We start from the raw sequence: 26,556 nt of genomic DNA on the forward strand, positions 1-26,556 counted from the left end.
TCCATATAGATACTTTTTTAAAACTGTTATTTTGCGTCGATGAGGCATGTTGCAAGTGGCTTTACTGTTGCCCAGGTCATGGCACGGTCGAATCTTGTGAGCAATAGCCCCTTGTAGGGATACGGATTAATGTGTGGATTCAGCGGTGTTTTCAATGTTAAAGACGGTAACTTAGCGGACATCGTAAGCCGCATGAATACGGCCATTCTCCACCGAGGGCCTGATGGTGGTGGAGTTTGGGTGGATGAAGAGGCAGGACTCGGGCTAGGGCATCGACGCCTGGCCATTGTCGACCTTTCGGCAGCGGGCCATCAACCGATGCATTCCGACTCTGGTCGCTTTGTCATCGTTTTTAACGGTGAGATCTACAACCACACCGAGATTCGCCACGAACTTGAGCGCCAGGGATTTGCACCGCAAGGGTGGCGTGGCCATTCAGACACCGAGGTATTGATTTGCGGCTTGGCGAACTGGGGAATTGAGAAAACCTTGCAGGCTTGCGTCGGGATGTTTGCTTTCGCGCTGTGGGACACTCAGGAACGGTTATTGACCTTTGCCCGCGACCGCATGGGAGAAAAGCCCCTTTATTACGGTTGGCAGGGTGAAACGCTACTGTTTGGCTCCGAACTCAAGGCTATAAAGGCATTCTCTGGTTTTCGCCCCGAGATTGATCGTAATGCATTGACCTTATTGCTGCGTCATAACTGCATTCCCGCGCCGTACAGTATCTACAAGGGGATATCGAAGCTTGAACCCGGGCGATATGTATCCCTTTCGCTTGGGGACATTGCTGCTGCGAAAGTTGCAACTCCTCGGGCCTACTGGCGGCTTAACGATGTAGTGGCCAAGGGATTGGCTGATCCTTTTGTTGGGACGCCAGGTGAAGCAACTGACCTGTTGGAGTCGAGTCTGCTTTCCAGCATTGGTCAGCAAATGCTGGCGGATGTGCCGTTGGGCGCTTTCCTCAGCGGCGGTGTTGATAGCAGTACCATCGTTGCACTCATGCAGGCGCAGAGCACCCAACCTGTACGTACGTTTACCATCGGTTTTGATGAAGGCGGCTATGACGAGGCCGTTCACGCCAAGGCAGTCTCTCAATATCTGGGAACGCAACACACCGAACTTTATGTCAGTCCTCAGGACGCGTTGGCTGTTATTCCGCGCTTGCCATCGATGTATTGCGAGCCGTTCAGCGATAGCTCGCAAATTCCGACCTTCCTGGTTAGCCAGTTGGCCAGCCGTCAACTGAAAGTTGTCTTGAGTGGCGATGGTGGTGACGAGCTTTTTGGCGGTTATAACCGTTATTTGAGTGCGAAAAAAGTCTGGTCGAAAATGCAGTCTCTGCCGCCCGTAGCACGGCAAGCGGCTGCTCGGGTTTTGCGAGCAGTACCGCCCTCAACCTGGGACACTCTGTTTCAACTCGCAAAACCGTTACTGCCGCAACGTATGCATGTCAGCACACCGGGCGATAAGGCTCATAAGTTGGCGAGCGTACTGACGCTCGCTGATGGGCATGCGTTCTACCGGCAACTCAACAGTCATTGGACAGATCCGGGCAGCGTAGTGATTGGTGGCGAGGAGCCCGCAACGATTTTCACTGACAGTGCCCGCTGGCCGGATACCGACAATTTCGAGCACTGGATGATGGCAATGGATGCCCAGACCTACATGTCGGACGACATCATGGTCAAACTGGATCGAGCGGCGATGGCCGCCAGTATCGAGGGGCGAGTTCCGCTATTGGATCATCGCATCGTGGAGCTCGCCTGGCGCATGCCGCTCGACCTTAAGATTCGCGACGGCCAAGGTAAGTGGCTGTTGCGTGAAGTGCTTTACCGCCACGTGCCGAAGGCGCTGATTGAGCGACCGAAACAAGGTTTCGGCATTCCCTTGGGCGACTGGCTGCGCGGACCACTGCGCGAGTGGGCGGAATCACTTTTAAGTGAAACGCGGTTACGCCAGGAGGCGTTTTTCCATCCCGAGCCAATCAGGCGCATGTGGGAAGAACACCTTGCTGGCCGCGGAAGCTGGCAGCCACATCTATGGACGATTTTGATGTTTCAAGCATGGTTGGATGAACAAGCATGAGTCGTGTTCTTTTATTCATAGTCAACGACCCTGGCTTTTTCATCTCGCACCGATTGCCCGTGGCTAAAGGTGCTAGAGCTGCAGGTTATGAGGTCCATGTAGCCTGTATGTCTGGACCTGCCGTCGATACTATCGTTAAAGAAGGATTCGAATTCCACGAGTTACCTCTTTCGCGTAGTGGCAAGAACCCGGTAGCCGAGTTTGGGTTGATCTTTTCTATCTGGAAGCTGCTTTGGCGACTCAAGCCGGACCTGCTGCATTTGGTCACGATCAAGCCGGTCCTGTATGGAGGTGTTGCGGCTCGTCTTGCTCCGGTCAAGGGCGTGGTGGCGGCTATTTCCGGGCTGGGCTTCGTGTTCCTTTCGACGGGGTTCAAAGCTGCTTTGACGAGGCGTGTTGTCAGCACTTTCTACCGCCTTGCGCTTGGTAAACGTAACCTGCGTGCGATATTCCAGAATCCGGATGACCGCGATGTGTTGCTGGATATGGCGGGGCTTTCACCTTCCAAAGTCGTGATGATTCGCGGGTCCGGTGTCGATCTTTCATTGTATGCTGCCGTGCCTGAGCCGGTTGGTGTACCCGTTGTATGTCTGGCCGCGCGTCTGTTGCTGGATAAAGGCGTCGTCGAGTTTGTCGAAGCCGCCAGGATACTCAACGGGCGTGGTGTCAATGCGCGTTTCCAGTTGATTGGAGATATAGACCCGGGTAACCCGGCAACCGTTACAGCGGCACAACTTGAGGGGTGGCGTGAGGAAGGGTTGTTGGAGCTGTTTGGGTATCGCACTCATATCGAGGCCCTTTTTGCGCAGGCGAATATCGTTACATTGCCTTCTTACAGAGAAGGCCTGCCCAAGGTACTTGTGGAAGCTGCCGCTTGCGGTCGAGTAGTGGTCACCACGGATGTGCCTGGCTGTCGGGATGCCATCGACCCGGGTGTAACGGGGTTTCTGGTGCCGGTACGTGATGCTTCGGCTTTGGCGGACAGTCTCCAGGTACTCATTGAGGACCCGGCATTGCGTCAGAAAATGGGTGAGGCAGGGCGAGAGTTGGCGATGCGAGCTTTTGCAATCGAGCAGATTGTAGATCAGCATTTGGGCGTATACGCCCAGTTGGAGCGTGCGGTTTGAGCCAGCAGAAGACCTATCTTGTTACTGGCGCGACTGGCTTCGTCGGGAGCGCGCTAATTGAGCGCCTGGCAACTCAGGCGAACGCACAGGTCATGGCGTTGGTGCGACAGGATGGTGTCGCGCTCCCTGAACACGTGGTGCCCGTACGCGTCGGTGCGGACTATCTCGCCGATGGAAACCTTCCGATGGCAGGGGTTCAGGTAGTGATCCACTGTGCGGCAAGGGTACACGTCATGGCGGACAGTTCCAGCGATCCCTTGACGGAGTACCGTAAAGTCAATGTGGATGGCACCTTGAAGTTGGCAGAGCAGGCTGCTAGCGCAGGTGTTCGACGTTTTATCTTCATCAGCTCTATCAAGGTTAACGGAGAGGGGACGCCGAAGGGAAAACCCTATACGGCGGATGATGCACCTGCCCCCGTCGACGCTTACGGTATTTCCAAGATGGAAGCCGAGCAACAACTCATGTTGCTGGGGCGCAGATCAGGCATGGAGGTTGTGATCATTCGCCCTGTTCTGGTCTATGGGCCGGGGGTCAAGGCCAACTTCCACAGCATGATGAGTTGGTTGAACAAAGGGGTTCCCCTGCCGTTGGGCGCGATTCGCAATCAACGCAGTCTGGTTGCGCTGGATAATCTTGTAGATCTGATCGTGACCTGCCTGGATCACCCGGCCGCTGCCAATGAGATATTTATGGTCAGCGACGGCGACGATATGTCGACGACGGAACTGCTGATTCGCATGTGTACGGCGCTTGACAAGCCAGTGCGGCTGATTCCGGTCCCCGCGCTACTGTTGCTCACGGGCGCGTCGGTGCTCGGACGCAAGCCTGTTGCGCAACGCTTGTGCGGTTCTTTGCAGGTTGATATTCAAAAAACGCGCGCACTGCTGGGTTGGGAACCGCCCTCAACAGTCGCGCAAGCACTAAGCAAAACGGCCAAAAGTTTCCAGGGAAGCCTGAAATAGAAGTGGTCCCTACGTGGAGCTGAAATTGGAGCTGTTGATGAAAGATTTACTGTGGCTTGCGCCTTCTATTGCAATTCTGGCGCTGCTTCTTACGTGGCTGCTACGCCGTTACGCATTAGCTCGAAGCCTGATCGATATCCCCAACGCGCGCAGTTCGCATTCTGTTCCGACTCCTAGAGGCGGTGGGGTCGCGATTGTTATCAGCTTTCTGATTGCAGTACTGTTGCTCTGGGCCAGCGACGAAATTACTCGTCCTGTCATGTTGGCCTTGCTGGGCGCGGGTGCAGCAACTGCCCTGTTGGGGTTTCTCGACGACCACGGGCATATCGCCGCCCGGTGGCGCTTGCTGGGGCATTTCGGTGCTGCTGCCTGGGCTTTGTTCTGGCTCAATGGCCTCCCACCCATCATCGTGCCGGGGCTGACTGTGGATCTGGGGTGGCTAGGGCATGTACTTGCTGCGTTTTATCTAGTGTGGATGCTCAACCTTTATAACTTCATGGATGGTATTGATGGCCTTGCCAGCGCAGAAGCAGTCTGTGCTTGTATGGGGGCGTGCCTGATCTATTGGTTGGCGGGTTATCAGGATCTGGTTTCATTGCCGCTGTTTTTAAGCATGGCTGTCATCGGGTTCCTGGTGTGGAATTTTCCGCCGGCGAAAATATTCATGGGGGACGCAGGGAGTGGTTTCCTGGGAATTCTGGTTGCGGTGCTCTCACTGCAAGCTGCATGGCATTCCGCTGATTTTCTATGGGTATGGCTGATCTTGTTAGGCGTATTCATTGTTGATGCGACATTTACACTGACACGTCGCTTGGTACGAGGGGACAAGGTATACGAAGCTCACCGCAGCCATGCTTATCAATTTGCATCCCGCCAGTTTGGGAAGCATTTGCCCGTGACACTTTCGGTGGTGGTGATTAATGTGTTTTGGCTATTGCCGATCGCAATCTGTGTCGCGTTGTTCGGGCTGAACGGCTTGCTTGGATTGGTGATCGCTTATTTGCCACTTGTCTTGCTGGCCGTGAAATACAAGGCTGGCGAATTGGAAAAGGTTGTCTAGCCTCTGGGGCCGGTCGATTTAAGGGCTAGTGAAGCCACTCTGATGCTCAACCGCATAGAGTGATCATGGCGTCAGGAGTTTCAAGAGGTGCTGAAAGGGTTTATGGATACGATGCGGTCATATTTGTTAGGCCTTCCCCGCCGCAAGAAGCGGATTTTGCAAGTCATGGCTGACGTTGTCCTCGTGTGGTTGGCCCTGTGGATGGCGTTCATCGTCCGATTGGGCGTGGATGAAATGATCAACCCATTCAGCCTGCATCGGTGGTTGTTTCTGAGCGCCCCGGTTGTAGCCATCCCGCTGTTTATCCGCTTCGGGATGTACCGTGCCGTCATGCGCTACTTTGGTAATGACGCGCTGATTGCCATTGTCAAGGCAGTGAGTCTTTCATCCCTGATTCTTGGGGTCGTTGTCTATTGGTATGGGAACCAACAGAACGTTGTTCCGCGTTCCATCGTTTTTAACTACTGGTGGCTGAGCCTCATCATGGTCGGCGGCTTGCGTCTGGCCATGCGTCAATATTTCCTTGGCGACTGGTTTACGGCGGCGCAGCACGTTCCATTCACCAATCGCGAAGATGGCCTTCCCCGTGTCGCCATCTATGGTGCCGGAGCTGCCGGGAACCAATTGGTCGCGGCATTGCGCATGGGGCGGGTGATGCGTCCTGTTGCCTTCATCGATGATGACACGAGTATCTCGGACCGGGTCATCGCCGGGCTCCAGGTATACAAGCCAAAGCATATTCAGCGGATGATCGACGCCACTGGTGCGCAGGAAATCCTGCTGGCAATTCCGTCATCCAATCGCGCCCGCCGCCGCGAAATCCTGGAGGTCCTGGAAGGCCTTCCGCTGCATGTCCGCAGTGTGCCTGGCTTTATGGACCTGGCAAGTGGTCGGGTCAAGGTCGACGATATTCAGGAAGTCGATATTGCGGATTTGCTGGGGCGTGACGCAGTACCCGCCCAGGGGGAGTTGCTGGAGCATTGCATTAAAGGCCAATGCGTACTGGTGACCGGTGCAGGAGGGTCCATCGGTTCAGAGCTCTGCCGGCAGATCCTTTCTCTGCGCCCAACGACCTTGCTCCTATTCGAGCACAGCGAATTCAACCTCTATAGCATTCTGTCGGAGCTGGAACAGCGGATAACCCGCGAATCCTTACCCGTCAAGCTGCTGCCTATTCTTGGCTCTGTACGCAGCCAGCCCAAGCTGCTGGATGTGATGAAAACATGGCGAGTCAACACGGTTTACCATGCCGCTGCCTACAAACATGTGCCGATGGTCGAGCACAATATTGCCGAAGGTGTGCTGAATAACGTGATAGGCACGTTGAATACGGCCCAGGCTGCACTTCAGTGCAGCGTCGCAAACTTCGTGCTCATCTCTACAGACAAGGCTGTGCGCCCAACCAATGTGATGGGAAGCACCAAGCGCTTGGCTGAGCTCACGCTGCAGGCTTTGAGTCATGAGTTGGCGCCGGTGCTGTTCGGTGATAGTTCGAATGTCTCGCGTGTCAATAAAACCCGATTTACCATGGTTCGTTTCGGCAATGTACTGGGCTCATCCGGCTCGGTCATTCCGTTGTTTCATAAGCAGATCAAGTCCGGTGGACCGCTGACGGTTACGCATCCGAAAATCACACGCTACTTCATGACGATTCCAGAGGCTGCACAGCTTGTGATTCAGGCGGGCTCCATGGGGTTGGGGGGCGATGTATTTGTCCTCGACATGGGGGAGCCGGTGAAAATCGTCGAGTTGGCGGAAAAAATGATCCACCTCTCGGGCTTTAGCGTTCGATCTGATAAAAATCCGAATGGCGACATAGCCATCGAGTTTTCTGGCCTTCGTCCCGGTGAGAAACTCTATGAGGAGTTGCTCATTGGAGACAATGTTGTTGCCACTCAGCATCCAATGATCATGAGCGCAAACGAAGACCACCTGGATTGGGATGTGCTGAAAGCCAAGCTGACCGAATTGCTCGCTGCGGTAGAGCGAGACGATTACAACCGTGTCCGGCAATTGCTGCGCGAGACGGTCAGCGGATACACACCAGATGGTGAGATTGTTGACTGGATTTACCAGCAGCGACGATTAGAGCCATAAGTTGCGGAAAAGCTTCGCACAAGATCAAGCCCGGGCATTGCTGGGGCTTGATCACGCAAGCCTTCGATTGAATCGGCTGGCACCCTGGCCAGCCGGTCAAAGTCTATCAGGGTAAAAAACCTGTCCTGCCCCCCTCGCTCTTCCATCTCCCGCAGCTCCCAGCAGTTGCACCCTTCGCGCATCTAACCGCGCGGCGGCAATCTCAGAAAAACGCGCCTATGTGTCTCCGATCATTCGCTGGCTCGACAGAAAAATGCATCAGTGCATTAATATTTGTATAAGTGCATAAATTCATTGATTATTATTGCGCTTGTGCATAGAATTGCTTCGGACCGCACGGACAGGCTAGCTGATGGCGATAGTCGTGAATCAGTGCCGGAATGAAATATGCTTCCTCGCACAAGTGGCAAAGTGCTGCGCTGGAAATACTGAATTCAAAGGCGTGAGGTCAGAATTAATTAGCATGATCTGCGATAGCAAAGGATAGAAATATGACATCTGATATCAATAATACTCTTGAGCGGGCCCAGGAATTTGACGGGGATTCGATCATTTCGACAACCGTAGGGACTGCGTCGCTTTCGGAGCTAGTACGAACTCAGGCAATGTTCAAGGCTGAATCCATCCGCCGTAACGCGGGATGTCAACCGTGGGTTACTCTCGGCCCAGTGGATGTTTCAAAAGTTGGCGTTACTGCCGATGCTCGTACAGATGCCGCAATCATTACGATTACGTCCCAAGAGACGGCTGCTGCCTTGGCTGCAGCGGGAACGGGGACACAAGCGGACCCTTACGTTATCAAGGATAAGAACATCGCATTTGCGAGTGGCAGCCCTGGTTTCGTTTTGAATGATCCCCAGGCAACCTATTACATTCGCTTCTACAACATTCTTGCCTCGGGGGCTTCGAATGGCTCCTCGATTATCAACCTAGTCGCCTTTGGCACCCCGGTAGCATTCGAACGCTGCAAATTCCAAGGGGCAAATGGTACCGCTGATGAGTTGCTGGCCTATCTCTCCAGCGGCACACTTGAGATGTATGGCTGTGAAATCGCTGGTGTATCGAACTACTGCTTCTTTGGCGCCGGTTTGGGCGCGAAGAATGTCAAGCTGACCGACTGTATCGTGTCTGGGACTGCGAAGAATACGCCAACCAATGGTGTCTTCTATGCCTACGGCGCAGGTGCATTCAAGGTTCAGGTCGATCGTTGCCTGTTCAATTCCAGCCATTTCCACTGGCACATTGGCAACGGCTGGACGATTGAGTATTCCTTGGTTCGCAATACGGTAATCGGCGGCTGTGCAGTTGCCATAGGAGATCTGAATTACCTGAAGCCGGGCGGTGATATTTATCTCCAGATCCCGAACATGATCCAAAATAGCAACTTCAAGAATGTTCGCTTCACCTATACACCTGATGTCACCCAAACTGCGGCCTACGGCAATGGTGCAGATAATTGCGTCTTTGAAAACTGCTCGTTCGAAGGCAACGTTGCTGAACGTCGCCTCTTTGAATGGCGCCGGACTACAAATGTGACGTTGCTGCAGTGCTACTTCCACAAAACCGCCGGCACCAACAATGCGGGCAATGAGGTGTGCGAATTCTGGGAAACCTCTGGTTTGCTGGTCCGGGAGTGCTGGGCGGACGGCGCACCGGAAGACTGTTATGAGCTGGTGACTTCCTACGGCAACAACAAGTTTATTGATAACGTTGGTGACAACGTAACAGGACAGTTGGTCGATATTTTCGGGGTGGGTAGCTTCGACGTGGAAATCAATGGCGTTTACGGTGACTGCGGTGACGCAGCGGTATTGGTAACCGATGTTGATTACGTTCGGGTGTCCAATGTTTTCGTTCAGCAAACCGGTACATCAGCCCTTGGCTCTGTGGTGCTGGAGCGACGCAATGCCGCGCCGGATGTCTCGCCAAAAGGCTGTGTCGTAAACGGGTTCCTGTCCCTTCCTGAGGTGTCGAGTCAAGGCGCGCCTTTTGCTGTGGATACTACCCAGGCGTTGGTACCAGGCGGCATTGGGCAGAACTTCGCCACTTGGTGGGAGGATGGTGAGCTCAAGTTTTATGGTGAGCCCGCACTGTCGCGCATGACATTGCGCTAATAAATAAAAACCCGCTTCGGCGGGTTTTTTTACGACTTCTGTCCATATTTTCATACGCGCTCACCAAAGACGCCGGTTGGAGAGAATTATTACGTTCGCATGGCATCGCGCAGGCTCTCCGCTGGGCCTGCGCGTTGGATAGAGATTGACTAGGGATGTCTTGGGGACGCGCAGGTGATAGAATTCCAAGCTCCCAAGCGCATGCCACAGGTTTTACGAACAGACGCTTGTGTTAGCCATTCGAGGTCCTGACACACTTTGGAGCCCAACCACCGCCAGAGATACTTGCAGCGCAGCGGGTGCCGCAATTTTGGTGGATGTGCAGGCAAAGGTTGCCTTCCTGGGAAGATACAGTCGATCCAGGTGCTGAGCCAAAGATGGGTCGATCAGCAGCAATAATATGAGTGCGTGGAGACGCGTTTTTAGATAGTACGTTTACTACGTTATCACTGATATGACACGGAGGGTGAGTGGTGAGTCTTATAAAGTGGATAGATTTTCAAATTCTGGGTGATCACCGAGGAAGCCTGGTTTCTATTGAGCAAGGGAAACTCATCCCTTTCGAGATAAAGCGGGTTTACTATATATATAGAACCAGCGAAGGCGTAAGCCGTGGTTTTCATGCCCATCATCAATTAAAGCAGGTCGCCATTTGCATGGCTGGGCAATGCCGAATGGTGCTTGATAATGGAATCAGTCGCGAAGAAGTGATCCTTGACTGCCCCACCAAGGGAATTCTTATTGAAGGCTTTACGTGGCGTGAAATGCACGACTTTAGTGAGAACTGCGTACTGCTGGTGCTGGCAAGTGAGCCGTATGAAGAAAGTGACTATATTCGAGATTATAGCGAATTTGTAAAGCTGGTAAGAGAGTAACTTATGATCCAGCTAGTCGACTATGATGAAGCTTACCTTGCGCTTAGTGGCATGTGGCTTCGTGACGAAGAAATAAAAAAGTTAACGGATTCGCCTGATTTTACGGATCAGCAACAACAGGATTTTTTTCGTTCGCTTCCCGCTAGGAAAGATTACCGAATTTTCGGTATAAATTATCATGGGCGCAAGATTGGTGCCGCCGGGCTCAAGAATATTGAAGGCGAAGTGGGTGAGTATTGGGGCTATATTGGTGAAAAAGAACTCTGGGGCAAGGGCCTTGGTCAACTGATTATTGCTGAAGTTTTTATATTCGCACGCTCCATCGGTGTGAATTTCATCTTTCTCAAGGTAAGTCCCGATAATATTCGCGCTATAAAGCTTTATGAAAAAATTGGATTTAAGATGAGCGGAGATCTTGCAGGGCTGCGCCTCATGAATATTGATATAGGTGGCGAGCTCGATGTTTGAAGTCAGAAGATATAACGCCACGCTGAATTTCGAGTGGGACCAGGTTGTCAAGAGTTCAAAGAATGGTAATTTTCTGCATATGTCCCAGTATTTTCGTTACCACGAAGGTCGCTTCAACGACGTATCGTTGATTATTTACAAAAAAAATCGCCCGGTCGCAGTCTTTCCAGCCAATCTTGATGGCGGCACTGTCTACAGCCATTCGGGGTTGACATACGCCGGATTGATCTTTTCCAAGGATATTGGTTGCAGCGCGATGTTGTCTATTTTTGATGCGCTGAAAAGTTATTATAAGGAAATGGGCGCGTCAAGCCTAGTATATAAGTGTATTCCTTCGGTATTTACAACCTATCCTGCCGAAGAGGACCTGTATGCGCTGTTTAGAAATGAAGCAAAGTTGTTCCGGCGCGATGTGTCGTCAGTAGTTGAAATCTCAAGTGCGCCTAAACTGTCCGACTCCAGAAAGTGCGTAATTAGAAAGGCTGAAAAAAACGACGTGTCTTTCAGTGCTCAAGTGAGCGCGTCCGATTTTCACGCATTATTGTCAAAGGTTCTCGAGCGATTTGATTCAAAGCCAGTGCATACGCTGGCTGAACTCGAGCTTTTGATGTCGAGATTCCCTGATGAAATCAAACTGTACGGAGCGGTAAAGGACAATTCCTTGCTGGCCGGCGCGTTGGTGTTTGATTTTGGGCATATCGTACACACTCAATACCTGGCTGCCAGCGACAGTGGTAGGCAAGTAGGGGCATTGGATTTTGTCCTGAATAATTTGATAACTGACGTTTATGGTTCCAGAAAGTACTTTAGCTTCGGAATTTCTACCGAAGACGGCGGTACTGTCCTCAACGAAGGACTGGTATCACAAAAAGAAGGCTTTGGCGCACGCGCTGTTGTACATGATTTTTACCGGATGGAATTATAAATGATCAGTTTTCTTAATTTGAAAAGCTTGAATTCAGTAATGAATGAAGAGCTGCTTTCTGCCTGTAAACGTGTTGTTGAGTCAGGCTGGTACATTGCAGGTAATGAATTACTAGAATTTGAAACGGCCTTTGCTGATTATTGCGGTACTAAACACTGCATTGGTGTTGCTAATGGTCTTGATGCGCTGACGCTGACGTTGCGCGCCTGGAAGGAACTGGGCAAGTTGAAAGAGGGTGATGAGGTTATCGTCCCTGCCAATACCTATATCGCTAGTGTCTTGGCCATTACCGAAAATCGCCTGGTACCTGTACTGGTGGAGCCTGATCCGCAGAGCTATAACTTGTCGCCGGATGCAGTACGCAAGGCTATTACCTCCAAAACCAAAGCTATTCTGCCTGTCCATCTCTATGGCCAGCTTGCCGACATGCCGGCTATCCTGTCGATAGCTGAAGAGCACGGTTTATTGGTCCTTGAAGATTCTGCGCAGGGACACGGCGCCAGCATCGGTGGGCGCAAAGCAGGGAGTTGGGGCAATGCCTCCGGTTTCAGTTTCTACCCAGGAAAAAACCTCGGCGCTCTGGGCGATGGTGGAGCCATTACGACCAACGACGACGAGCTTGCACAAACACTGCTCGCCTTACGCAACTATGGTTCGCATGAGCGATATAAGAATATTTACCAAGGTGTGAACAGTCGTCTGGACGAAATTCAAGCGGCGGTTCTGAGTGTCAAACTTCGGTATCTCGATGAGCATACGCGACAGCGTAAGGCGATTTCGAATGCCTACCTTAAAGGTATCACTCACAAAGAGATCGTTTTGCCACTGGCTTCATCAATCGACGCGGAGTTATTTGAGTCGCATGTCTGGCACTTGTTCGTAGTTCGGTCTAAACACCGTGACGCACTTCAGGCCCATTTGACTGCCTGCGGCGTTCAAACACTGATTCACTATCCAATTCCTCCAAGTAAGCAGCAAGCATACCCTCAGTTCTATGAACACAGTTACCCCGTCGCTGAGTTAATACATAAGGAAGTGCTGAGTTTGCCAATCAGCCCTGTAATGACCGAAGCCGAAGTCATCGCGGTAATCGATGCGTGCAATAGTTTCACTGTCAGCGACCTGTAAGATGAATTTGATTCGGACCAGTTTGTTGAATGGCGTGGCTGTCATCATAAAGATGATAGCCTTGCTGGGTATCAATAAAGTTCTCGCTATCTATGTAGGGCCCGCTGGCTACGCCGCCGTTGGACAGTTTCAGAATGCTGTCCAAATGATAACCACCTTTGCAAGTGGAGCTATCAATACCGGTGTTACGAAGTATACTGCCGAGTACGAGGGCGATGCAGGGAAGCAGCGAACGGTCTGGCGCACGGCGGGAACTATTTCGATTGGTGCGTCAGTATTACTGAGCCTGGTGATTTTTATATTCGCAAGCGACCTGTCGCGTTGGTTTCTGCAAGATGAAAAGTTTGCCAGCGTATTTGTCTGGTTTTCTTTGGCCCTTGTATTTTTCTCATTGAACTCGCTGTTGCTCGCGATCTTGAATGGCAAAAGAGAAATAGTCCGATATGTATTCGCGAATATAACAGGTAGCCTATTTTCGCTTGTGGTGACGGCGTTACTGGCAATTCAGTTTGGCCTGTATGGTGCGCTGGTCGGGCTTGCGGTCTATCAGTCGTTGAGCTTTCTCGCGACTTTTATATTTTGCCTCCGACTGGAATGGTTCAAGGTGGGGTTGTTCTTCGGTCATATTGACGCCACCACGGCGATTAACCTGTCTAAGTACACACTCATGGCCTTGACCTCTGCGCTGTGTGTGCCGGTCAGTCATATTCTGGTTCGTAACTATCTCGGTGAGCATCTAAGTTGGGATCAGGCGGGGTACTGGGAGGCGATGTGGCGCTTGAGTGCCGCTTACCTTTTGCTGATTACCACGACGCTGAGTGTGTATTTTTTGCCAAGGCTTTCGGCAGAAAACGATAAAGCGGTTTTGAAGAAAGAAGTGCTGTCCGGCCTTAAGTTATTGGTGCCCCTGGTTGTTGTAGGGGGGGCAGTGGTATTCGGATTGCGCGATCTGGTTATTGCCCTGCTGTTCACGGGGAAATTTTCGCCCATGCGCGATCTTTTTTTCTGGCAGTTGGTGGGCGACCTATTTAAAACCTGCGGCTGGATGCTCGCTTATATAATGCTGAGTAAGCCGATGGTAAAACTTTATGTTGTCACTGAAATAATTTTCTCCCTGAGCTTTTATTTGCTAACGGTAATCTTCATTAAAGTATACGGATTTGAAGGTGTGGCGATTGCTCATGCAGTAAACTATTTTATCTATTTGGTTGTTATGTACTTTTTTGTTTTCAGGCGTTATTTGGGAGATTCACGTGTTGGATGAACCGGAGTTTGATCAGCCACTGGTAAGTATGTGTGTCCCTGTATTCAATCATGAGCATTTTGTTGAACACAGCATCAAAAGCATTATCCAGCAGTCCTATCAGAATATTGAGTTGATTATTATTGATGATGGATCCTCTGATGCCTCTACGAGTGTAATCGAAAGTCTTCTCGAGGCTTGCGAGAAGCGCTTTGTCCGATTTCGCTATATCACCCGGGAGAATAGAGGGCTGTCGAGAACCCTGAATGAGGCGCTTGAATGGTCGAAGGGAAAGTTTTTTTCTGCCTTGGCATCAGATGACCGAATTTTGCCCGAAAAAACTGCGTTCCTGGTTAACTATCTGGAAAAAAATCCCGAGTGCCTGGGTGCATTCGGGTCTGTTTACCTGATTGACAACGATGGTGCGCGAACCGCCGAACGAGTTCGCTCAGGAAAATTTCGCTTCAAGGAAATCATAACCCTCAAGGCTGAATTGCCCGCGGTATCGGGGATGCTGAGACTTGACCGGCTTTTGGCAGTGGGCGGGTTCAACGTTAATACCCGGGTAGAAGATTGGGACATGTGGTTGAAGCTGACGAGTTTTTCGGATGAGTATCTGGAAGCACTAACTGAGTTGGTTGCGGAGTACAGGCAGCATCCAGCTAATACGCTGAAGCAGCTAGACTTGATCTACGACCAGCAGTTAAAAATACTGGGGAATTATTCAGCCGTCGCAGAATTTCCGGAAGCCGAAGTTGCGCTGCGCTGTACCCGATTTAGAAATATCGCAGCCAGCAGAAAGAAAGACGCTGCTGGCCTTTTCTTGAGCTTGATGACCAAGAAGTCCGCCTACAGAGAGATTCGTTTCTATCAAGGTATCGTTCACCTCTTTCTGAAGTGGTAGTCATGCTAAGTATTCGGATTTTGTCCATCAAGAGCGTATTTGCATTACTGCTCTGTGTCTTTCTGATTGTATTATTTTCCTATATATTTTCTTGGATTGTTGATGAGAACCCTACAATCACGGATGCCCGGACCTATTATTTTTATTATGATTTGTTGGTGTCTGAAAGCGTAGGGAATTTTGCAAATTTATTGACCCTGGAAACGGGTAAAACGGAGTTGGGGATATATCTTACGATTTATGCTTTTTTTAGTTACTTTATTGCGGATCTTCAGGGTTTTGCTTTTTCATGTATTTTTCTGGTTATCTCGTTGTTGGCATTTTTTGTCTATTATTCTGCGCGGAAAGTTGATGTTGAGCCTTTGCGCTCTTTGGGACTTGTATTATTTTCAGTTTTTATCTTTGCGCTTTGGTACCCCTCGTACGCATCGGTACTTTGGGTATGGCGCTCTCACATCGCCTTTACATTGTTGTTCATCGGGATGCTCAACAGGCGCCTGTTTGTCTGTATTATTTTTTTAATTGCTTCAATTTTGTTTCATTATTCTAGTGCCTTTCTGGCAGTGGTGGTCGGCGCTATTTTTCTGCTCAATAGCCGCTTTCAAACTATTAGTGTCGGTACGAAGTTTTTCGTTTCGTTAGTGGTGGGCCTGGGTGGCTCCTTGTTGGTCGGGATCCTGAAGCAGGCTGTTGCGACAGGTGATGGTGTGTGGGAAAGTGAAACGAACACTGGTTTTTTTGTTTACATATATGTGTTCGTGTTTGTGGCCGTGCAGCTCTTCCTCCTCAATCAAAGGCGCATTTTTGACATTGACTTGTCGACGAAAGAACTCGCCATGCTTGGCCGCATATTTTGTGTCGTCTTGTTTTTCCTAGGGCTTTCTGCCACTAGCATCAACTCTCATCAGGACTTGATGAGGATCATGCAACCCGCTTTTGTAATTCTTCCCATGGCCTATCTGATTTTTCTTAACAAATCAAAATCTTACGTTCGGCTGTTACTGCTGGCGCTGCTGGCGCCAGGAATGATCATGGGTATTAAGTCGGCCTATGTTTATTGGGGTGGTGTTTAGGTTTGCTTGCAAATTTTTCGTGGTGGCTTTGTTATGGCGCTAAGTCGGATAACATGTTGTAACGTAGTGAGTTTTGACCCTCTCTAAATATCAACTAAGTTTGAAAAGCAGCTTCGGAAAGCTGCTTTCTCTTATTGATCTCATGGAGCGTCACCTATGCGTAAAACGTCTTTCTCATCTCTTGTTTTCGCTTTCCTCACCAGCATTTCGCTGGCTGCCACCGCAGCGCCTTCTTCCAACAAGCCCGAAACTCCCACGCCTATAAGCGCGCAAGTGTCCAAGGTTGAGCAATCCAGCAAAGTCAGCCTGAACTCCGCTGACGCTGAGACCTTGCGCCGAGACTTGTTTGGGATCGGAACAGCCAAGGCCAAGGCGATCATTGCCTACCGTGAAAGCAACGGCCCCTTTACCGCAGTCGATGAGTTGTTGGAGGTGAAAGGAATCGGTAAGGCTCTATTGGAGAAGAACCGTGATCGGCTGGAGGTCAATTAAGCGGTAGCGGGTGAGTCGGGAGGCTGGTCATTGACCGGTCTCTTCAATTTTACGCGATCTGCTTTTTCAAATTTCCGCGCACCATGTCGAGAATCTGCTTCGCCAACGCATTACTGTTCACACTTCTCGCCAATACCAACGCTCCCACTAGCGTCGACATCAGCACAAGGCTCTGTTCCCCGGCATTCGGGCTGCCAAGTGCCGCTTCAACCTGTTTGAGTCGGGCGTTGAGCACGTCGTCCGTCGTGCGGCTGTTCTGCCCACGCAATCCCATCTCCGACGACATCGTCGTCAGCGGGCAGCCTTGATCCGGCGAGGTCTGGTGCCATTCAGACAGGTAGCTGTCGATGAACGCCTCCAGCGGCCGCTCCTGGTTGAACAGCATTTCGCAATGCACATCCAGCTCTGCAGCTGCGGCCTGCAGTGCCTTTTCCACCAACTCATCCTTGGACTTGAAGTGCGCATAAAACCCACCATGGGTCAGGTTCAACGCTTTCATCAATGGCTGCAAACCGGTCGCACCAATACCGTCGCGGCGAAAGCGGACAGAGGCTTCCTTGATGATGCGCTGGTGGGTTTGAGCTTTGTGGTCTTGTGAATAGCGCATGGGGCGGCCTCCGAAACATCAGGCCATATTAACCAAGCTTGCCTGGGCATAGGCGGGTGTTTACAAAATTGTGCGGCCCCAGGGTGGAGCCGCTTCAGGATCAGCGATCCTGTGCGTCCTTGGCGTCCGCTTGGGCGTTGCGTTCGGCCACGCGTTGGCGTTGTTCCTCGGTCAGTTCAACCTTGTTGGCGCTGTCTCGCAGCATCAACAAACCACCGACGATCGAGCCGATCGCGACCACTAAAATCAACCAGGCATACCACGGCATAGGGTTCTCCTTGAGGCAGCAAACCGTGGAAAAATTTCCCACGGTAGTTGCTGCTTTGAGTAACGGGCTTTCTTAGTAGTTCATTGTAGGCCCGTTCCTGCGCAAGGTCTCAGAGCCCAGTCAACATCGCATCTGCCGGCGCATCGGCGCGGTCTTGTGCGGTCAGTTGGAAGTACACAAAACCCACCACCATGAAGCCCAGGAAGATCAGCCCGATCAACGCGTTGAACCACGCCATTGCCACCAGGCATACCACCGCCAGCACCAGGGCAATCCCCGGCACGACGGGATAGCCTGGGGCGCGGAAGGTGCGTTCCAGCAGCGGCTCGGTTTTGCGCAGTTTGAACAGGCTGAGCATGCTCATGATGTACATGACGATGGCACCGAACACCGCCATGGTGATCATCGCGGCGGTCAGGGTCATGCCGCCCAGGTTGATCAGTCCGTCGCTGTAGATGGCGGCGATGCCGACGATGCCGCCGGCGATGATTGCCCGGTGCGGCGTCTGGAAACGCGACAGTTTGGCCAGGAAAGAGGGCAGGTAGCCCGCGCGCGCCAGGGCAAAGAACTGGCGGGAGTAGCCCAGGATGATCCCGTGGAAGCTGGCCACCAGGCCGAACAGGCCGATCCACACCAGCATGTGGAGCCAGCCCGAGCTGTCGCCGACCACGGTTTTCATCGCCTGGGGCAGCGGGTCGTTGATGTTCGACAGGGTGCGCCAGTCACCGACGCCGCCGGCAAAGAACATCACGCCCATGGCCAGAATCACCAGGGTGAGGATGCCGCTGATGTAGGCCTTTGGAATGGTGCGCTTGGGATCTTTCGCTTCTTCGGCGGCCATGGCGGCGCCTTCGATGGCGAGGAAGAACCAGATGGCAAATGGAATGGCCGCAAACATCCCGGCGATCGCCGGCGCACCAAAGGTGTCGGAACCGGCCCAGCCGTTGAGGGCGAAGTTGCTGAAGCTGAAGGCGGGGGCCACCACACCCATGAATACCAGCAGTTCGGCCACGGCAAGTACGCACACCACCAGTTCGAAAGTCGCCGCCAGCTTCACGCCGAGAATGTTCAGGCCCATGAACACGATGTAGGCGCCGACGGCTGCGTGTTTCGGATCCAGCGCCGGGAACTGCACGTTCAAATACGCACCGATTGCGAGGGCGATGGCCGGTGGGGCGAAGACGAACTCAATCAGCGTTGCCAGCCCGGCAATCAAGCCACCTTTCTCACCAAATGCCCGACGGCTGTAGGCAAACGGACCGCCAGCGTGAGGAATGGCGGTGGTCAGTTCGGTGAAACTGAATATAAAGCAGGTATACATGGCGGCGACCATCAATGAGGTCACCAGGAAGCCCAGCGTTCCCGCGACGCCCCAGCCGTAGCTCCAGCCGAAATACTCGCCGGAAATCACCAGCCCGACGGCGATGCCCCACAAATGCAGGGTGCCCAAGGTGGGTTTGAGTTGTGTGTTCATCGTGTAGCTCTCCCTGAACGGTTTGGAATGTTTCAGGGCATTGCAGCGGGCATGCCATTCACCTGTGCCGTGTCGTAAAGGCGCCGAACTGTCGCCGAGGGGACGGTTTGGCGTTTGAATCATTTCAAGCGCTGCACCAGATGAGGGCGTTGGTGTCTGGTCTGACGCTATCGCGGGCAAGCCCGGCTCCCACATTTGAAGTGCATACCCCCTGTAAACCCCGCATAAACCCACTCTTTACGCCGTCTTTACGCCCCACCCATACCGTCGCTCTCGTTCCTTTACGCCACTCCTGCGGACAATCCTCCTACACGCGGCAGTCGCCGCACGACGGAGAAACTTCCATGAGCGTTCTGGACGGGGTGTCACTGCTGTTGGCTGTGGCGCTGTTCATTTATCTGCTGGTTGCGCTGTTACGCGCGGATCGGAACTAGGAGCAGGCTATGCACAGTTATGACTATTGGCTGATCATCGCCTTCTTTGCCTTGGTGCTGATTCCGGCACCGGCCCTGGGGCGGTTCTACTACAAGGTAATGGAAGGGCAGCGAACCTGGCTCACGCCGGTGTTCGGCCCGGTCGAGCGCGTTTGCTATCGCCTTTCGGGTGTCGATGCAGACCAGGAACAGAGCTGGCAGAAATACGCGCTGGCGTTGCTTGCGTTCAACCTTGCCGGTTTTGTGCTGCTGTTCGGCATCCTGGTGTTCCAGGAATACCTGCCGCTGAACCCGCAGAAATTGCCGGGTCAGGAATGGACCCTGGCGTTCAATACCGCGATCAGTTTCATGACCAACACCAACTGGCAGAACTACAGCGGTGAAGCGTCCCTGAGCTACCTCAGTCAGATGGTCGGCCTCACCGTGCAGAACTTCGTCAGTGCCGCCACCGGCCTCGCCGTACTGGTCGCGTTGTGCCGTGGGATCGGTCGCAAATCCACCAAGACCCTGGGCAACTTCTGGGTCGACATGACCCGCGCCACCCTCTACGGCCTGTTGCCGTTGTGCCTGGTGTTTGCGTTGTTCCTGGTGTGGCAGGGCGTGCCACAAACCTTCGCTCACTACGTTAACGCCGTGACCATGCAAGGCGTTGACCAGGTGATTCCACTGGGCCCGGCCGCCAGCCAGATTGCGATCAAGCAATTGGGCACCAACGGCGGTGGCTTCTTCGGGGTCAACTCGGCGCATCCGTTCGAGGACCCGACTGCCTGGGCCAACCTGTTTGAGCTGGGCGCGATCATCCTGATTCCCGTAGCGCTGGTGTTCACCTTTGGCCATTACGTGAAAGACCTGCGTCAGAGCCGGGCGATCCTCGGTTGCATGCTGGCCTTGTTCATCATCGGCGGTGCAACCGCGATGTGGGCCGAGTACCAGCCCAACCCCGCGCTGAACAACCCGGCGGTGGAACAGGCCGCGCCGCAGGAAGGTAAAGAAGCGCGCTTCGGCACTACCGGCACTGTGTTGTGGTCGGTGGCCACCACCGCCGCGTCCAACGGTTCGGTCAACGGTATGCAAGACAGCCTCAACCCGCTGAGCGGCATGGTGTCGCTGGTCAACATGATGGTCGGCGAAGTGATCTTCGGCGGCGTCGGTGCCGGCATGTACGGCATGTTGCTCAACGTGTTGATCGCGGTGTTCCTCGCCGGCCTGATGATTGGCCGCACGCCGGAATACCTCGGCAAGAAACTCCAGACCCGGGAAGTGCAATTACTGGTGGTGACCTTGCTGGTGATGCCGGTGGGTACCCTCGTACTGGGCGCCATAGCCGCCAGCCTGCCTGGCCCGGCCGGTGCCATCAGTAACCCTGGCCCCCACGGTTTCAGCCAGTTGCTGTACGCCTACACCTCGGCCAGTGCCAACAACGGTTCGACGTTCGGCGGCTTCAGTGCCAACACCGCGTTCCACAACCTGATGTTGAGCCTGTCGATGTTGCTGGGCCGCTTCGGCTACATCCTCCCGGTTCTGGCTCTGGCCGGCAGCCTGGCGATGAAGAAGACCGCACCGATTGGCCAGAACAGCTTCCCGACCCACGGCCCGCTGTTCGTGACCCTGTTGACCGTGACCATTTTGCTGGTGGGCGGCCTGACCTTCCTGCCGACGCTGGCACTTGGGCCTATCGCTGAACATCTGAGCATGGGCTTCTAAGGGGATATGAAAATGAATATGCCTGCAAAAAACGCGGCTCCCGTGAAAACCCAGGAGCCGGCCAAGACCGCAATCTCGGCCCTGTGGCGCCCGGCGCTGGTCCAGGCCTTCGTCAAGCTGGACCCACGCCAACTGCAACGCTCGCCGGTAATGCTGGTGGTCGAGCTGACGGCGATCCTCACCACAATCCTGTGCTTCGTGCCGGAGGTGGCCGTACCGACCTACGTCTCCGTACAAATCGCGGTGTGGCTGTGGTTCACCGTGCTGTTCGCCAACTTCGCCGAAGCCTTGGCTGAAGGTCGCGGCAAGGCCCGCGCCGACAGCCTCAAGGCCGGCAGCGAGGGCCTGAGTGCGCGCCGCAAGGAAGCCGATGGCAGCTTCAAGGTCGTGCCGGCCACCAGCCTGCGTAAAGGCGATGTGGTGCGTGTGGCCGCCGGGGAAATGATCCCGGGCGATGGCGAAGTCATCGAAGGTATTGCCGCGGTCAACGAAGCGGCCATCACCGGTGAGTCCGCCCCGGTGATCCGCGAATCCGGCGGCGACCGCTCGGCCGTCACCGGCAACACCCGCCTGGTCTCGGACTGGTTGATGATCCGCATTACCGCCAACCCGGGCGAGTCGACCCTGGACCGCATGATCGCCCTGGTGGAAGGCGCCAAACGTCAGAAAACCCCCAACGAAATCGCGCTGGACATCCTGCTGATCGGCCTGACGCTGATCTTCCTGCTGGTGGTCGTGACCCTGCAGCCGTTCGCCCACTTCGCCAATGGCAACCTGCCGCTGGTGTTCCTGGTGGCGCTGCTGGTCACCCTGATTCCGACCACCATCGGCGGCCTGTTGTCGGCCATCGGTATCGCCGGTATGGACCGCCTGGTGCGTCTCAACGTGATCGCCAAATCCGGTCGCGCGGTGGAAGCAGCGGGGGACGTGCACGTACTGTTGCTGGACAAGACCGGCACCATCACGTTCGGTAACCGTCGTTGCACCAACGTGATCGCCGCGCCCGGTGTCAGCGGCAAGGAGTTGGCCGAAGGCGCGCTGCTGGCGTCCCTGGCGGACGACACGGCCGAAGGCAAGTCCATCGTCGAATACCTGCGCGGCATGCACCCGCAAGCCGAGCCGTCGACGGATGAGCTGACCTCCGTACCGTTCAGCGCGGAAACCCGCCTGTCCGGCGTCGACTACCAGGGCCGCGTGTTCCGCAAAGGCGCGGTGGATTCGCTGCTGGCCTTCATTGGCCTGCAACGCCGCGACCTGCAACCGGCACTGTCCCGGGAAATCGAAAAGATCGCCCAGAGCGGCGGTACTCCATTGCTGGTGTGTGCCGACGGCAAGTTGCTCGGCGCGATTCACCTCAAGGACGTGGTCAAGCCCGGCATTCGCGAACGTTTCGCCGAGCTGCGCAAGCTGGGGATCCGCACCGTGATGGTGACCGGCGACAACCCGCTGACCGCTGCTGCGATTGCTGCTGAAGCCGGCGTGGATGACGTGCTGGCCGAAGCCACTCCAGAGAAAAAGCTGGCACGCATTCGTCACGAGCAGAACGACGGCCGCCTGGTTGCGATGTGCGGCGACGGTGCCAACGACGCCCCGGCGCTGGCCCAGGCGGACGTCGGCATGGCAATGAACGACGGCACCCAGGCCGCCCGCGAAGCCGCCAACATGGTCGACCTCGACAGCGACCCGACCAAGCTGCTGGACGTGGTGCAGATCGGCAAGGAATTGCTGGTGACCCGAGGCGCGCTGACCACCTTTTCCATCGCCAACGACGTGGCCAAGTACTTCGCGATCCTGCCGGCGCTGTTCGCCTCGATCTACCCGCAACTGGGTGTGCTCAACGTGATGCATCTGCAAAGCCCGCAGAGCGCGATCCTTTCGGCCATCGTGTTCAACGCACTGATCATCGTGGTGCTGATCCCGCTGGCACTGCGCGGTGTGCGTGTGCAGGCGGCGAGTGCGGCGGCGTTGCTGCGTCGCAACCTGCTGATCTACGGCCTGGGCGGGATTGTGGTGCCGTTTGTGGGCATCAAGGCGATCGACATGCTGCTGACCGCGCTGCACCTGGTTTGACCCGATGCCTGCAGGTGCCGGCAAACTGGTGCCTGCAGGTTGCAATGACCGAATTGAGGAATTTGAAATGTCCAACATGATCCGCCCGGCCCTGAGCCTGCTGGTGTTGATGTCCCTGATCACCGGCGTGGCCTATCCCCTGGTTGTCACCGGTGTCGCGCAAGTCGCTTTCCCCGACCAGGCCAACGGCAGCCTGGTACACGATGCCAGCGGCAAGGTGCGTGGTTCGAGCCTGATTGCCCAGGACTTCACCGGTGACGGCTGGTTCCACCCACGGCCATCTGCGGGTGCGTTTGCTACCGTTTCCAGCAGTGCCAGCAACCTCGGCCCAAGCAACCCGGCGCTGGCTACCCGGGTATTCGACGACGCCAACAAACTGCTGGTGCCAGGCCAGGGGCCGGTGCCCATGGCAATGCTGACTACCTCCGGCAGCGGTCTTGATCCACACTTGCCACCACAGGCAATTGCCTATCAACTGGCCCGGGTAGCCGCCGCGCGTAATCTGCCGGTGGCGACCCTGGAGCGTCTGATGGACGAGCACATCGAAAGCCCGCTGGTGGGGCCACCGGTGGTGAACGTTTTGGCGCTGAACATGGCCTTGGAAAAGTTGTAAGCAGTGGCGCCGCCAATCGCGGGCAAGCCCGCTCCCACAGTTGATCTTTGTTGAACACAAAGTCTGGATTCACTGAAGATCAAATGTGGGAGCCGGGCTTGCCCGCGATGACGGCGTCACTATCACCACATCAACACCTGAAGGAAGACTGCCCGCATGAGCGACTCCGGCCGCGCCGATGCCCTGTTAGCCGAACTGCCACGGGACGGCCGCGGCCGGCTCAAAGTCTTCCTCGGCGCCGCTCCCGGCGTGGGCAAGACCTACGCCATGCTCCAGGCCGCCCACACTCAGATGCGCCAGGGCGTGCGACTGATTGCCGGCGTAGTGGAAACCCACGGCCGCGCCGAGACCGAAGCCTTGCTCAGCGGCCTGCCGCAACAGCCGCTGCTGCGCTCCGAATACCGTGGCGTGATGCTGGAGGAAATGGACCTCGACGGCCTGCTCGCCGCCAGGCCCAAACTGGTGCTGGTGGACGAGCTGGCCCACAGCAACGCCCCCGGCAGCCGTCACGAAAAACGCTGGCAAGACATTCAGGAATTGCTCTCTGCCGGCATCAACGTATTCACCACGGTCAACGTCCAGCACCTGGAAAGCCTCAACGACCAGGTACGCGGCATCACCGGCGTGCAAGTGCGTGAGACCTTGCCCGACTGGGTCCTGCAGGAAGCCGACGAGCTGCTGTTGATCGACCTGCCATCCCGCGAACTGCTGGAGCGTTTGCGCGACGGCAAGGTCTACGTGCCGGAACAGGCCCGCGCCGCCATCGACGCCTTCTTCACCCAGACCAACCTCATGGCCCTGCGCGAGCTGGCGATGCAAACCGCTGCGGCCCACGTCGACGACGACCTGGCCCAGGGTTACCGCCAACTGGGCCAGGCCGCGCCCGCCGTGCGCGGCCGGCTGCTGGTGGGCGTGGACGGCGATGCCCAGGCCGAACGCCTGGTGCGTCATGCCAGCCGTGTGGCCCAGCGTCGGCATTTGCCGTGGAGCCTGGTGCATGTGGATAACGGCCGGGTGCGGGATGAGCAGTCGCGCCTGCGCTTGCAAAACGCCCAGCAACTGGCCGAGCGCCTTGGCGGTGAAGTGGTGTTGCTGCGGGCGGGGGAGGTGGCGAAGACGCTGATCCAGCATGCGGCTGAACGGCGGGCCAGCTTGATTCTGGTGGGGCAATCGCGGCCGCGCTGGCGGCGTAATCTGTTTGGCGGCGGCTTGGCCGCGCGCCTGCTGCGTAATGCCCGGGGTCTGGAAATCAACGTCCTCGACAGCGACGAAATCCCGGCCCCGCCACGCCTGCCGGATGTGCGTGGGCTCGTGTGGTTTGACTATGCGCTGGCGGTGGTAGCGACCGTGATCGCGGCGGCCGTCGCCTGGGGTGTCGCCAGTGTGCTGCCGTTGCCGAACATCTCGCTGGTGTTCCTGGCCGCCGTGCTCCTGGTGGCGGTGCGCAGCAGTCTGGGCCCGGCGCTGGCATGTGCGGCGTTGTCTTTCCTGAGCTACGACTTCCTGTTTATCCCGCCGAATTTCTCTTTCGCGATCCAGCGTGAAGAGGACGTGCTGACGCTGTTGTTCTTCCTGCTGATGGCGGCGCTCACCGGCAACCTCGCCGCGCGCCAGCGCCGGCAGTTGCAGGCGTTGCGCGATACCCAGGAAGAAACCACCGAGCTGCTCGACCTGTCGCGCAAGCTCACCGCCGCCACGGATCGCCAGGCGGTGATCAGTGCCGCCGCGCACCATCTGGAAGGCTGGAGCGACCTGCAATTGTGCCTGCTTAACCGCGACGGGCAGGGCGACTGGAAGGTCGAGACCGGCGGCCCGATCACCTTCACCGAAGCCGAGCGCGCTGCCGCCGATTGGGCCTGGCAACATGATCAGCCGGCAGGCATGGGCACCGGCACCTTGCCGTTTGGTCGCTGGTGGTGGTGGCCGTTGTCCAGCGAGGAGGGGCCGTTGGGCCTGCTGGGTGTCAGCCCGAAAGCCGGTCTCGAATTGAGCGGCCAACGCCGTCGCCTGCTCACCGCCTTGAGCCAGCCATTGGCCCAGGCCCTGGCCCGTGCGCAACTCGGCCAGGAACTGGAAGCGGCGCGCCTGCATGGCGAAACCGAGCAATTACGCAGCGCGTTGCTGGCCTCGGTGTCCCATGATTTACGCACGCCGCTGACCTCCATGCGCGGCAGCATCGACAGCCTGCTGGCCCTCGGTGAGGCGATTCCCCTGGAGGATCGCCGGGAGTTGCTGGAAGGCACCCGCGATGAAGCCGAGCGCCTCGACCGCTACATCCAGAACCTGCTGGACATGACCCGCCTGGGCCACGGCGCCCTGAAGCTGGCGCGGGATTGGGTTTCTCCCGGTGATATCGTCGGCAGTTCCCTGGGCCGCTTGCGCGCGGTATTGGCGCCGCTGCAAGTGACCACCGACGTGCCGCCCGAGCTGCCACTGCTCTACGTGCATGCGGCCTTGATCGAGCAGGCGCTGGTCAACGTATTGGAAAACGCCGCACGCTTCTCGCCGCCCCAAGGTCGCTTGAAGCTCAGCGCGGGCGTGGTGGATAACCAATTGTTTTTTGCCGTCGCCGATGAAGGCCCGGGCATTCCCGAGGAGGAGCGTGCGAAGATTTTCGACATGTTCTACACCGCCGCCAGAGGTGATCGTGGCGGGCAGGGCACCGGGCTCGGTCTGGCGATCTGCCAGGGCATGGTCGGTGCCCACGGCGGGCATATCAGCGTGGCCGACGGCATTGAAGGCCGCGGCACCTGCATCACTTTATTCCTGCCATTGCAGGCCCAGCCTGGCCTGGAAAGCGAACCTTGAGCTACCCTCTTTTCTTCAC

General features: G+C 55.4%; 22 protein-coding genes. 19 read left to right on the top strand and 3 right to left on the bottom strand.

The genetic code is table 11. The annotated features are described in order from the left end of the window. Positions 1 to 129 precede the first annotated feature (129 nt). From asnB to HKK54_RS19185, 14 genes are all read left to right on the top strand, one after another. On the top strand, positions 130 to 2,088 hold the full coding sequence (asnB, locus tag HKK54_RS19120) for an asparagine synthase (glutamine-hydrolyzing) (RefSeq protein ID WP_169387474.1): 1,959 nt from the start codon (positions 130 to 132) through the stop codon (positions 2,086 to 2,088). Continuing rightward, on the top strand, positions 2,085 to 3,215 hold the full coding sequence (locus HKK54_RS19125) for a glycosyltransferase family 4 protein (RefSeq protein WP_169387475.1): 1,131 nt from the start codon (positions 2,085 to 2,087) through the stop codon (positions 3,213 to 3,215). The genes asnB and HKK54_RS19125 overlap by 4 nt, the downstream gene beginning before the upstream one ends. Then, positions 3,212 to 4,180, top strand: coding sequence for a UDP-glucose 4-epimerase family protein (locus HKK54_RS19130; protein WP_169387476.1), 969 nt, complete (start codon positions 3,212 to 3,214; stop codon positions 4,178 to 4,180). Before HKK54_RS19125 ends, HKK54_RS19130 begins: the two co-directional genes overlap by 4 nt. Before the next feature lie 37 nt (positions 4,181 to 4,217). Then, positions 4,218 to 5,240 (top strand): MraY family glycosyltransferase, encoded by a 1,023-nt coding sequence (locus tag HKK54_RS19135; RefSeq protein WP_169387477.1) that lies wholly within the window; start codon positions 4,218 to 4,220, stop codon positions 5,238 to 5,240. A gap of 102 nt (positions 5,241 to 5,342) precedes the next feature. After that, a complete protein-coding gene (locus HKK54_RS19140; protein ID WP_169389307.1) occupies positions 5,343 to 7,337 on the top strand; it encodes a polysaccharide biosynthesis protein in 1,995 nt (664 codons plus the stop codon). A gap of 491 nt (positions 7,338 to 7,828) precedes the next feature. After that, the gene (locus tag HKK54_RS19145) at positions 7,829 to 9,451 is read left to right on the top strand and encodes a hypothetical protein (protein ID WP_169387478.1); all 1,623 of its coding nucleotides are present in this window, start codon (positions 7,829 to 7,831) and stop codon (positions 9,449 to 9,451) included. A 473-nt stretch (positions 9,452 to 9,924) separates the two neighbouring features. Further along, positions 9,925 to 10,326, top strand: coding sequence for a sugar 3,4-ketoisomerase (locus tag HKK54_RS19150; RefSeq protein WP_169387479.1), 402 nt, complete (start codon positions 9,925 to 9,927; stop codon positions 10,324 to 10,326). Between the two features lie 3 nt (positions 10,327 to 10,329). Continuing rightward, a complete protein-coding gene (locus HKK54_RS19155) occupies positions 10,330 to 10,794 on the top strand; it encodes a GNAT family N-acetyltransferase (protein WP_169387480.1) in 465 nt (154 codons plus the stop codon). After that, on the top strand, positions 10,787 to 11,719 hold the full coding sequence (locus HKK54_RS19160) for a GNAT family N-acetyltransferase (protein WP_169387481.1): 933 nt from the start codon (positions 10,787 to 10,789) through the stop codon (positions 11,717 to 11,719). The genes HKK54_RS19155 and HKK54_RS19160 overlap by 8 nt, the downstream gene beginning before the upstream one ends. Next, complete coding sequence (locus HKK54_RS19165; protein ID WP_169387482.1) at positions 11,720 to 12,847, top strand: DegT/DnrJ/EryC1/StrS family aminotransferase; 1,128 nt, start codon at positions 11,720 to 11,722, stop codon at positions 12,845 to 12,847. Position 12,848: 1 nt separating this feature from the next. Continuing rightward, positions 12,849 to 14,111, top strand: a complete 1,263-nt coding sequence (locus HKK54_RS19170) for an O-antigen translocase (protein WP_169387483.1) — start codon at positions 12,849 to 12,851, stop codon at positions 14,109 to 14,111. After that, positions 14,101 to 14,994: a glycosyltransferase family 2 protein gene (locus HKK54_RS19175; protein WP_169387484.1), complete on the top strand. Its 894-nt coding sequence runs from the start codon at positions 14,101 to 14,103 to the stop codon at positions 14,992 to 14,994. The genes HKK54_RS19170 and HKK54_RS19175 overlap by 11 nt, the downstream gene beginning before the upstream one ends. A 2-nt stretch (positions 14,995 to 14,996) precedes the next feature. After that, entirely contained in the window at positions 14,997 to 16,067 is a 1,071-nt protein-coding gene (locus HKK54_RS19180; RefSeq protein WP_169387485.1) for an EpsG family protein, read from the top strand. 156 nt (positions 16,068 to 16,223) lie between these two features. Continuing rightward, positions 16,224 to 16,559, top strand: coding sequence for a ComEA family DNA-binding protein (locus tag HKK54_RS19185; RefSeq protein ID WP_169387486.1), 336 nt, complete (start codon positions 16,224 to 16,226; stop codon positions 16,557 to 16,559). A 49-nt stretch (positions 16,560 to 16,608) separates the two neighbouring features. Here HKK54_RS19185 and HKK54_RS19190 read toward each other — a convergent pair whose 3' ends face one another. From HKK54_RS19190 to eat, 3 genes are all read right to left on the bottom strand, one after another. After that, a complete protein-coding gene (locus HKK54_RS19190; protein ID WP_169387487.1) occupies positions 16,609 to 17,166 on the bottom strand; it encodes a TetR/AcrR family transcriptional regulator in 558 nt (185 codons plus the stop codon). Positions 17,167 to 17,266: 100 nt separating this feature from the next. After that, positions 17,267 to 17,434 carry a DUF2897 family protein gene (locus HKK54_RS19195; RefSeq protein ID WP_010176203.1) on the bottom strand — a complete coding sequence of 56 codons (168 nt, stop codon included), beginning with the start codon at positions 17,432 to 17,434 and terminating at the stop codon, positions 17,267 to 17,269. Between the two features lie 109 nt (positions 17,435 to 17,543). Next, on the bottom strand, positions 17,544 to 18,908 hold the full coding sequence (gene eat / locus HKK54_RS19200; RefSeq protein WP_169387488.1) for an ethanolamine permease: 1,365 nt from the start codon (positions 18,906 to 18,908) through the stop codon (positions 17,544 to 17,546). A 344-nt stretch (positions 18,909 to 19,252) separates the two neighbouring features. On the opposite strand from eat, the gene kdpF reads away from it, so the two are divergent. From kdpF to HKK54_RS19225, 5 genes are all read left to right on the top strand, one after another. Further along, positions 19,253 to 19,342 (top strand): K(+)-transporting ATPase subunit F, encoded by a 90-nt coding sequence (gene kdpF / locus HKK54_RS19205; RefSeq protein ID WP_003218754.1) that lies wholly within the window; start codon positions 19,253 to 19,255, stop codon positions 19,340 to 19,342. Positions 19,343 to 19,351: 9 nt separating this feature from the next. Continuing rightward, complete coding sequence (kdpA, locus tag HKK54_RS19210; RefSeq protein ID WP_169387489.1) at positions 19,352 to 21,046, top strand: potassium-transporting ATPase subunit KdpA; 1,695 nt, start codon at positions 19,352 to 19,354, stop codon at positions 21,044 to 21,046. A 12-nt stretch (positions 21,047 to 21,058) separates the two neighbouring features. After that, complete coding sequence (kdpB, locus tag HKK54_RS19215; protein ID WP_178120985.1) at positions 21,059 to 23,116, top strand: potassium-transporting ATPase subunit KdpB; 2,058 nt, start codon at positions 21,059 to 21,061, stop codon at positions 23,114 to 23,116. A 67-nt stretch (positions 23,117 to 23,183) separates the two neighbouring features. Then, the gene (gene kdpC / locus HKK54_RS19220) at positions 23,184 to 23,729 is read left to right on the top strand and encodes a potassium-transporting ATPase subunit KdpC (RefSeq protein ID WP_010176199.1); all 546 of its coding nucleotides are present in this window, start codon (positions 23,184 to 23,186) and stop codon (positions 23,727 to 23,729) included. A gap of 156 nt (positions 23,730 to 23,885) precedes the next feature. Continuing rightward, a complete protein-coding gene (locus HKK54_RS19225; RefSeq protein ID WP_010176198.1) occupies positions 23,886 to 26,537 on the top strand; it encodes a sensor histidine kinase in 2,652 nt (883 codons plus the stop codon). The last annotated feature ends 19 nt before the right edge of the window (positions 26,538 to 26,556 follow it).

The organism is Pseudomonas sp. ADAK13, from assembly GCF_012935715.1.
In the GTDB taxonomy this organism is placed as follows: Bacteria; Pseudomonadota; Gammaproteobacteria; order Pseudomonadales; family Pseudomonadaceae; genus Aquipseudomonas.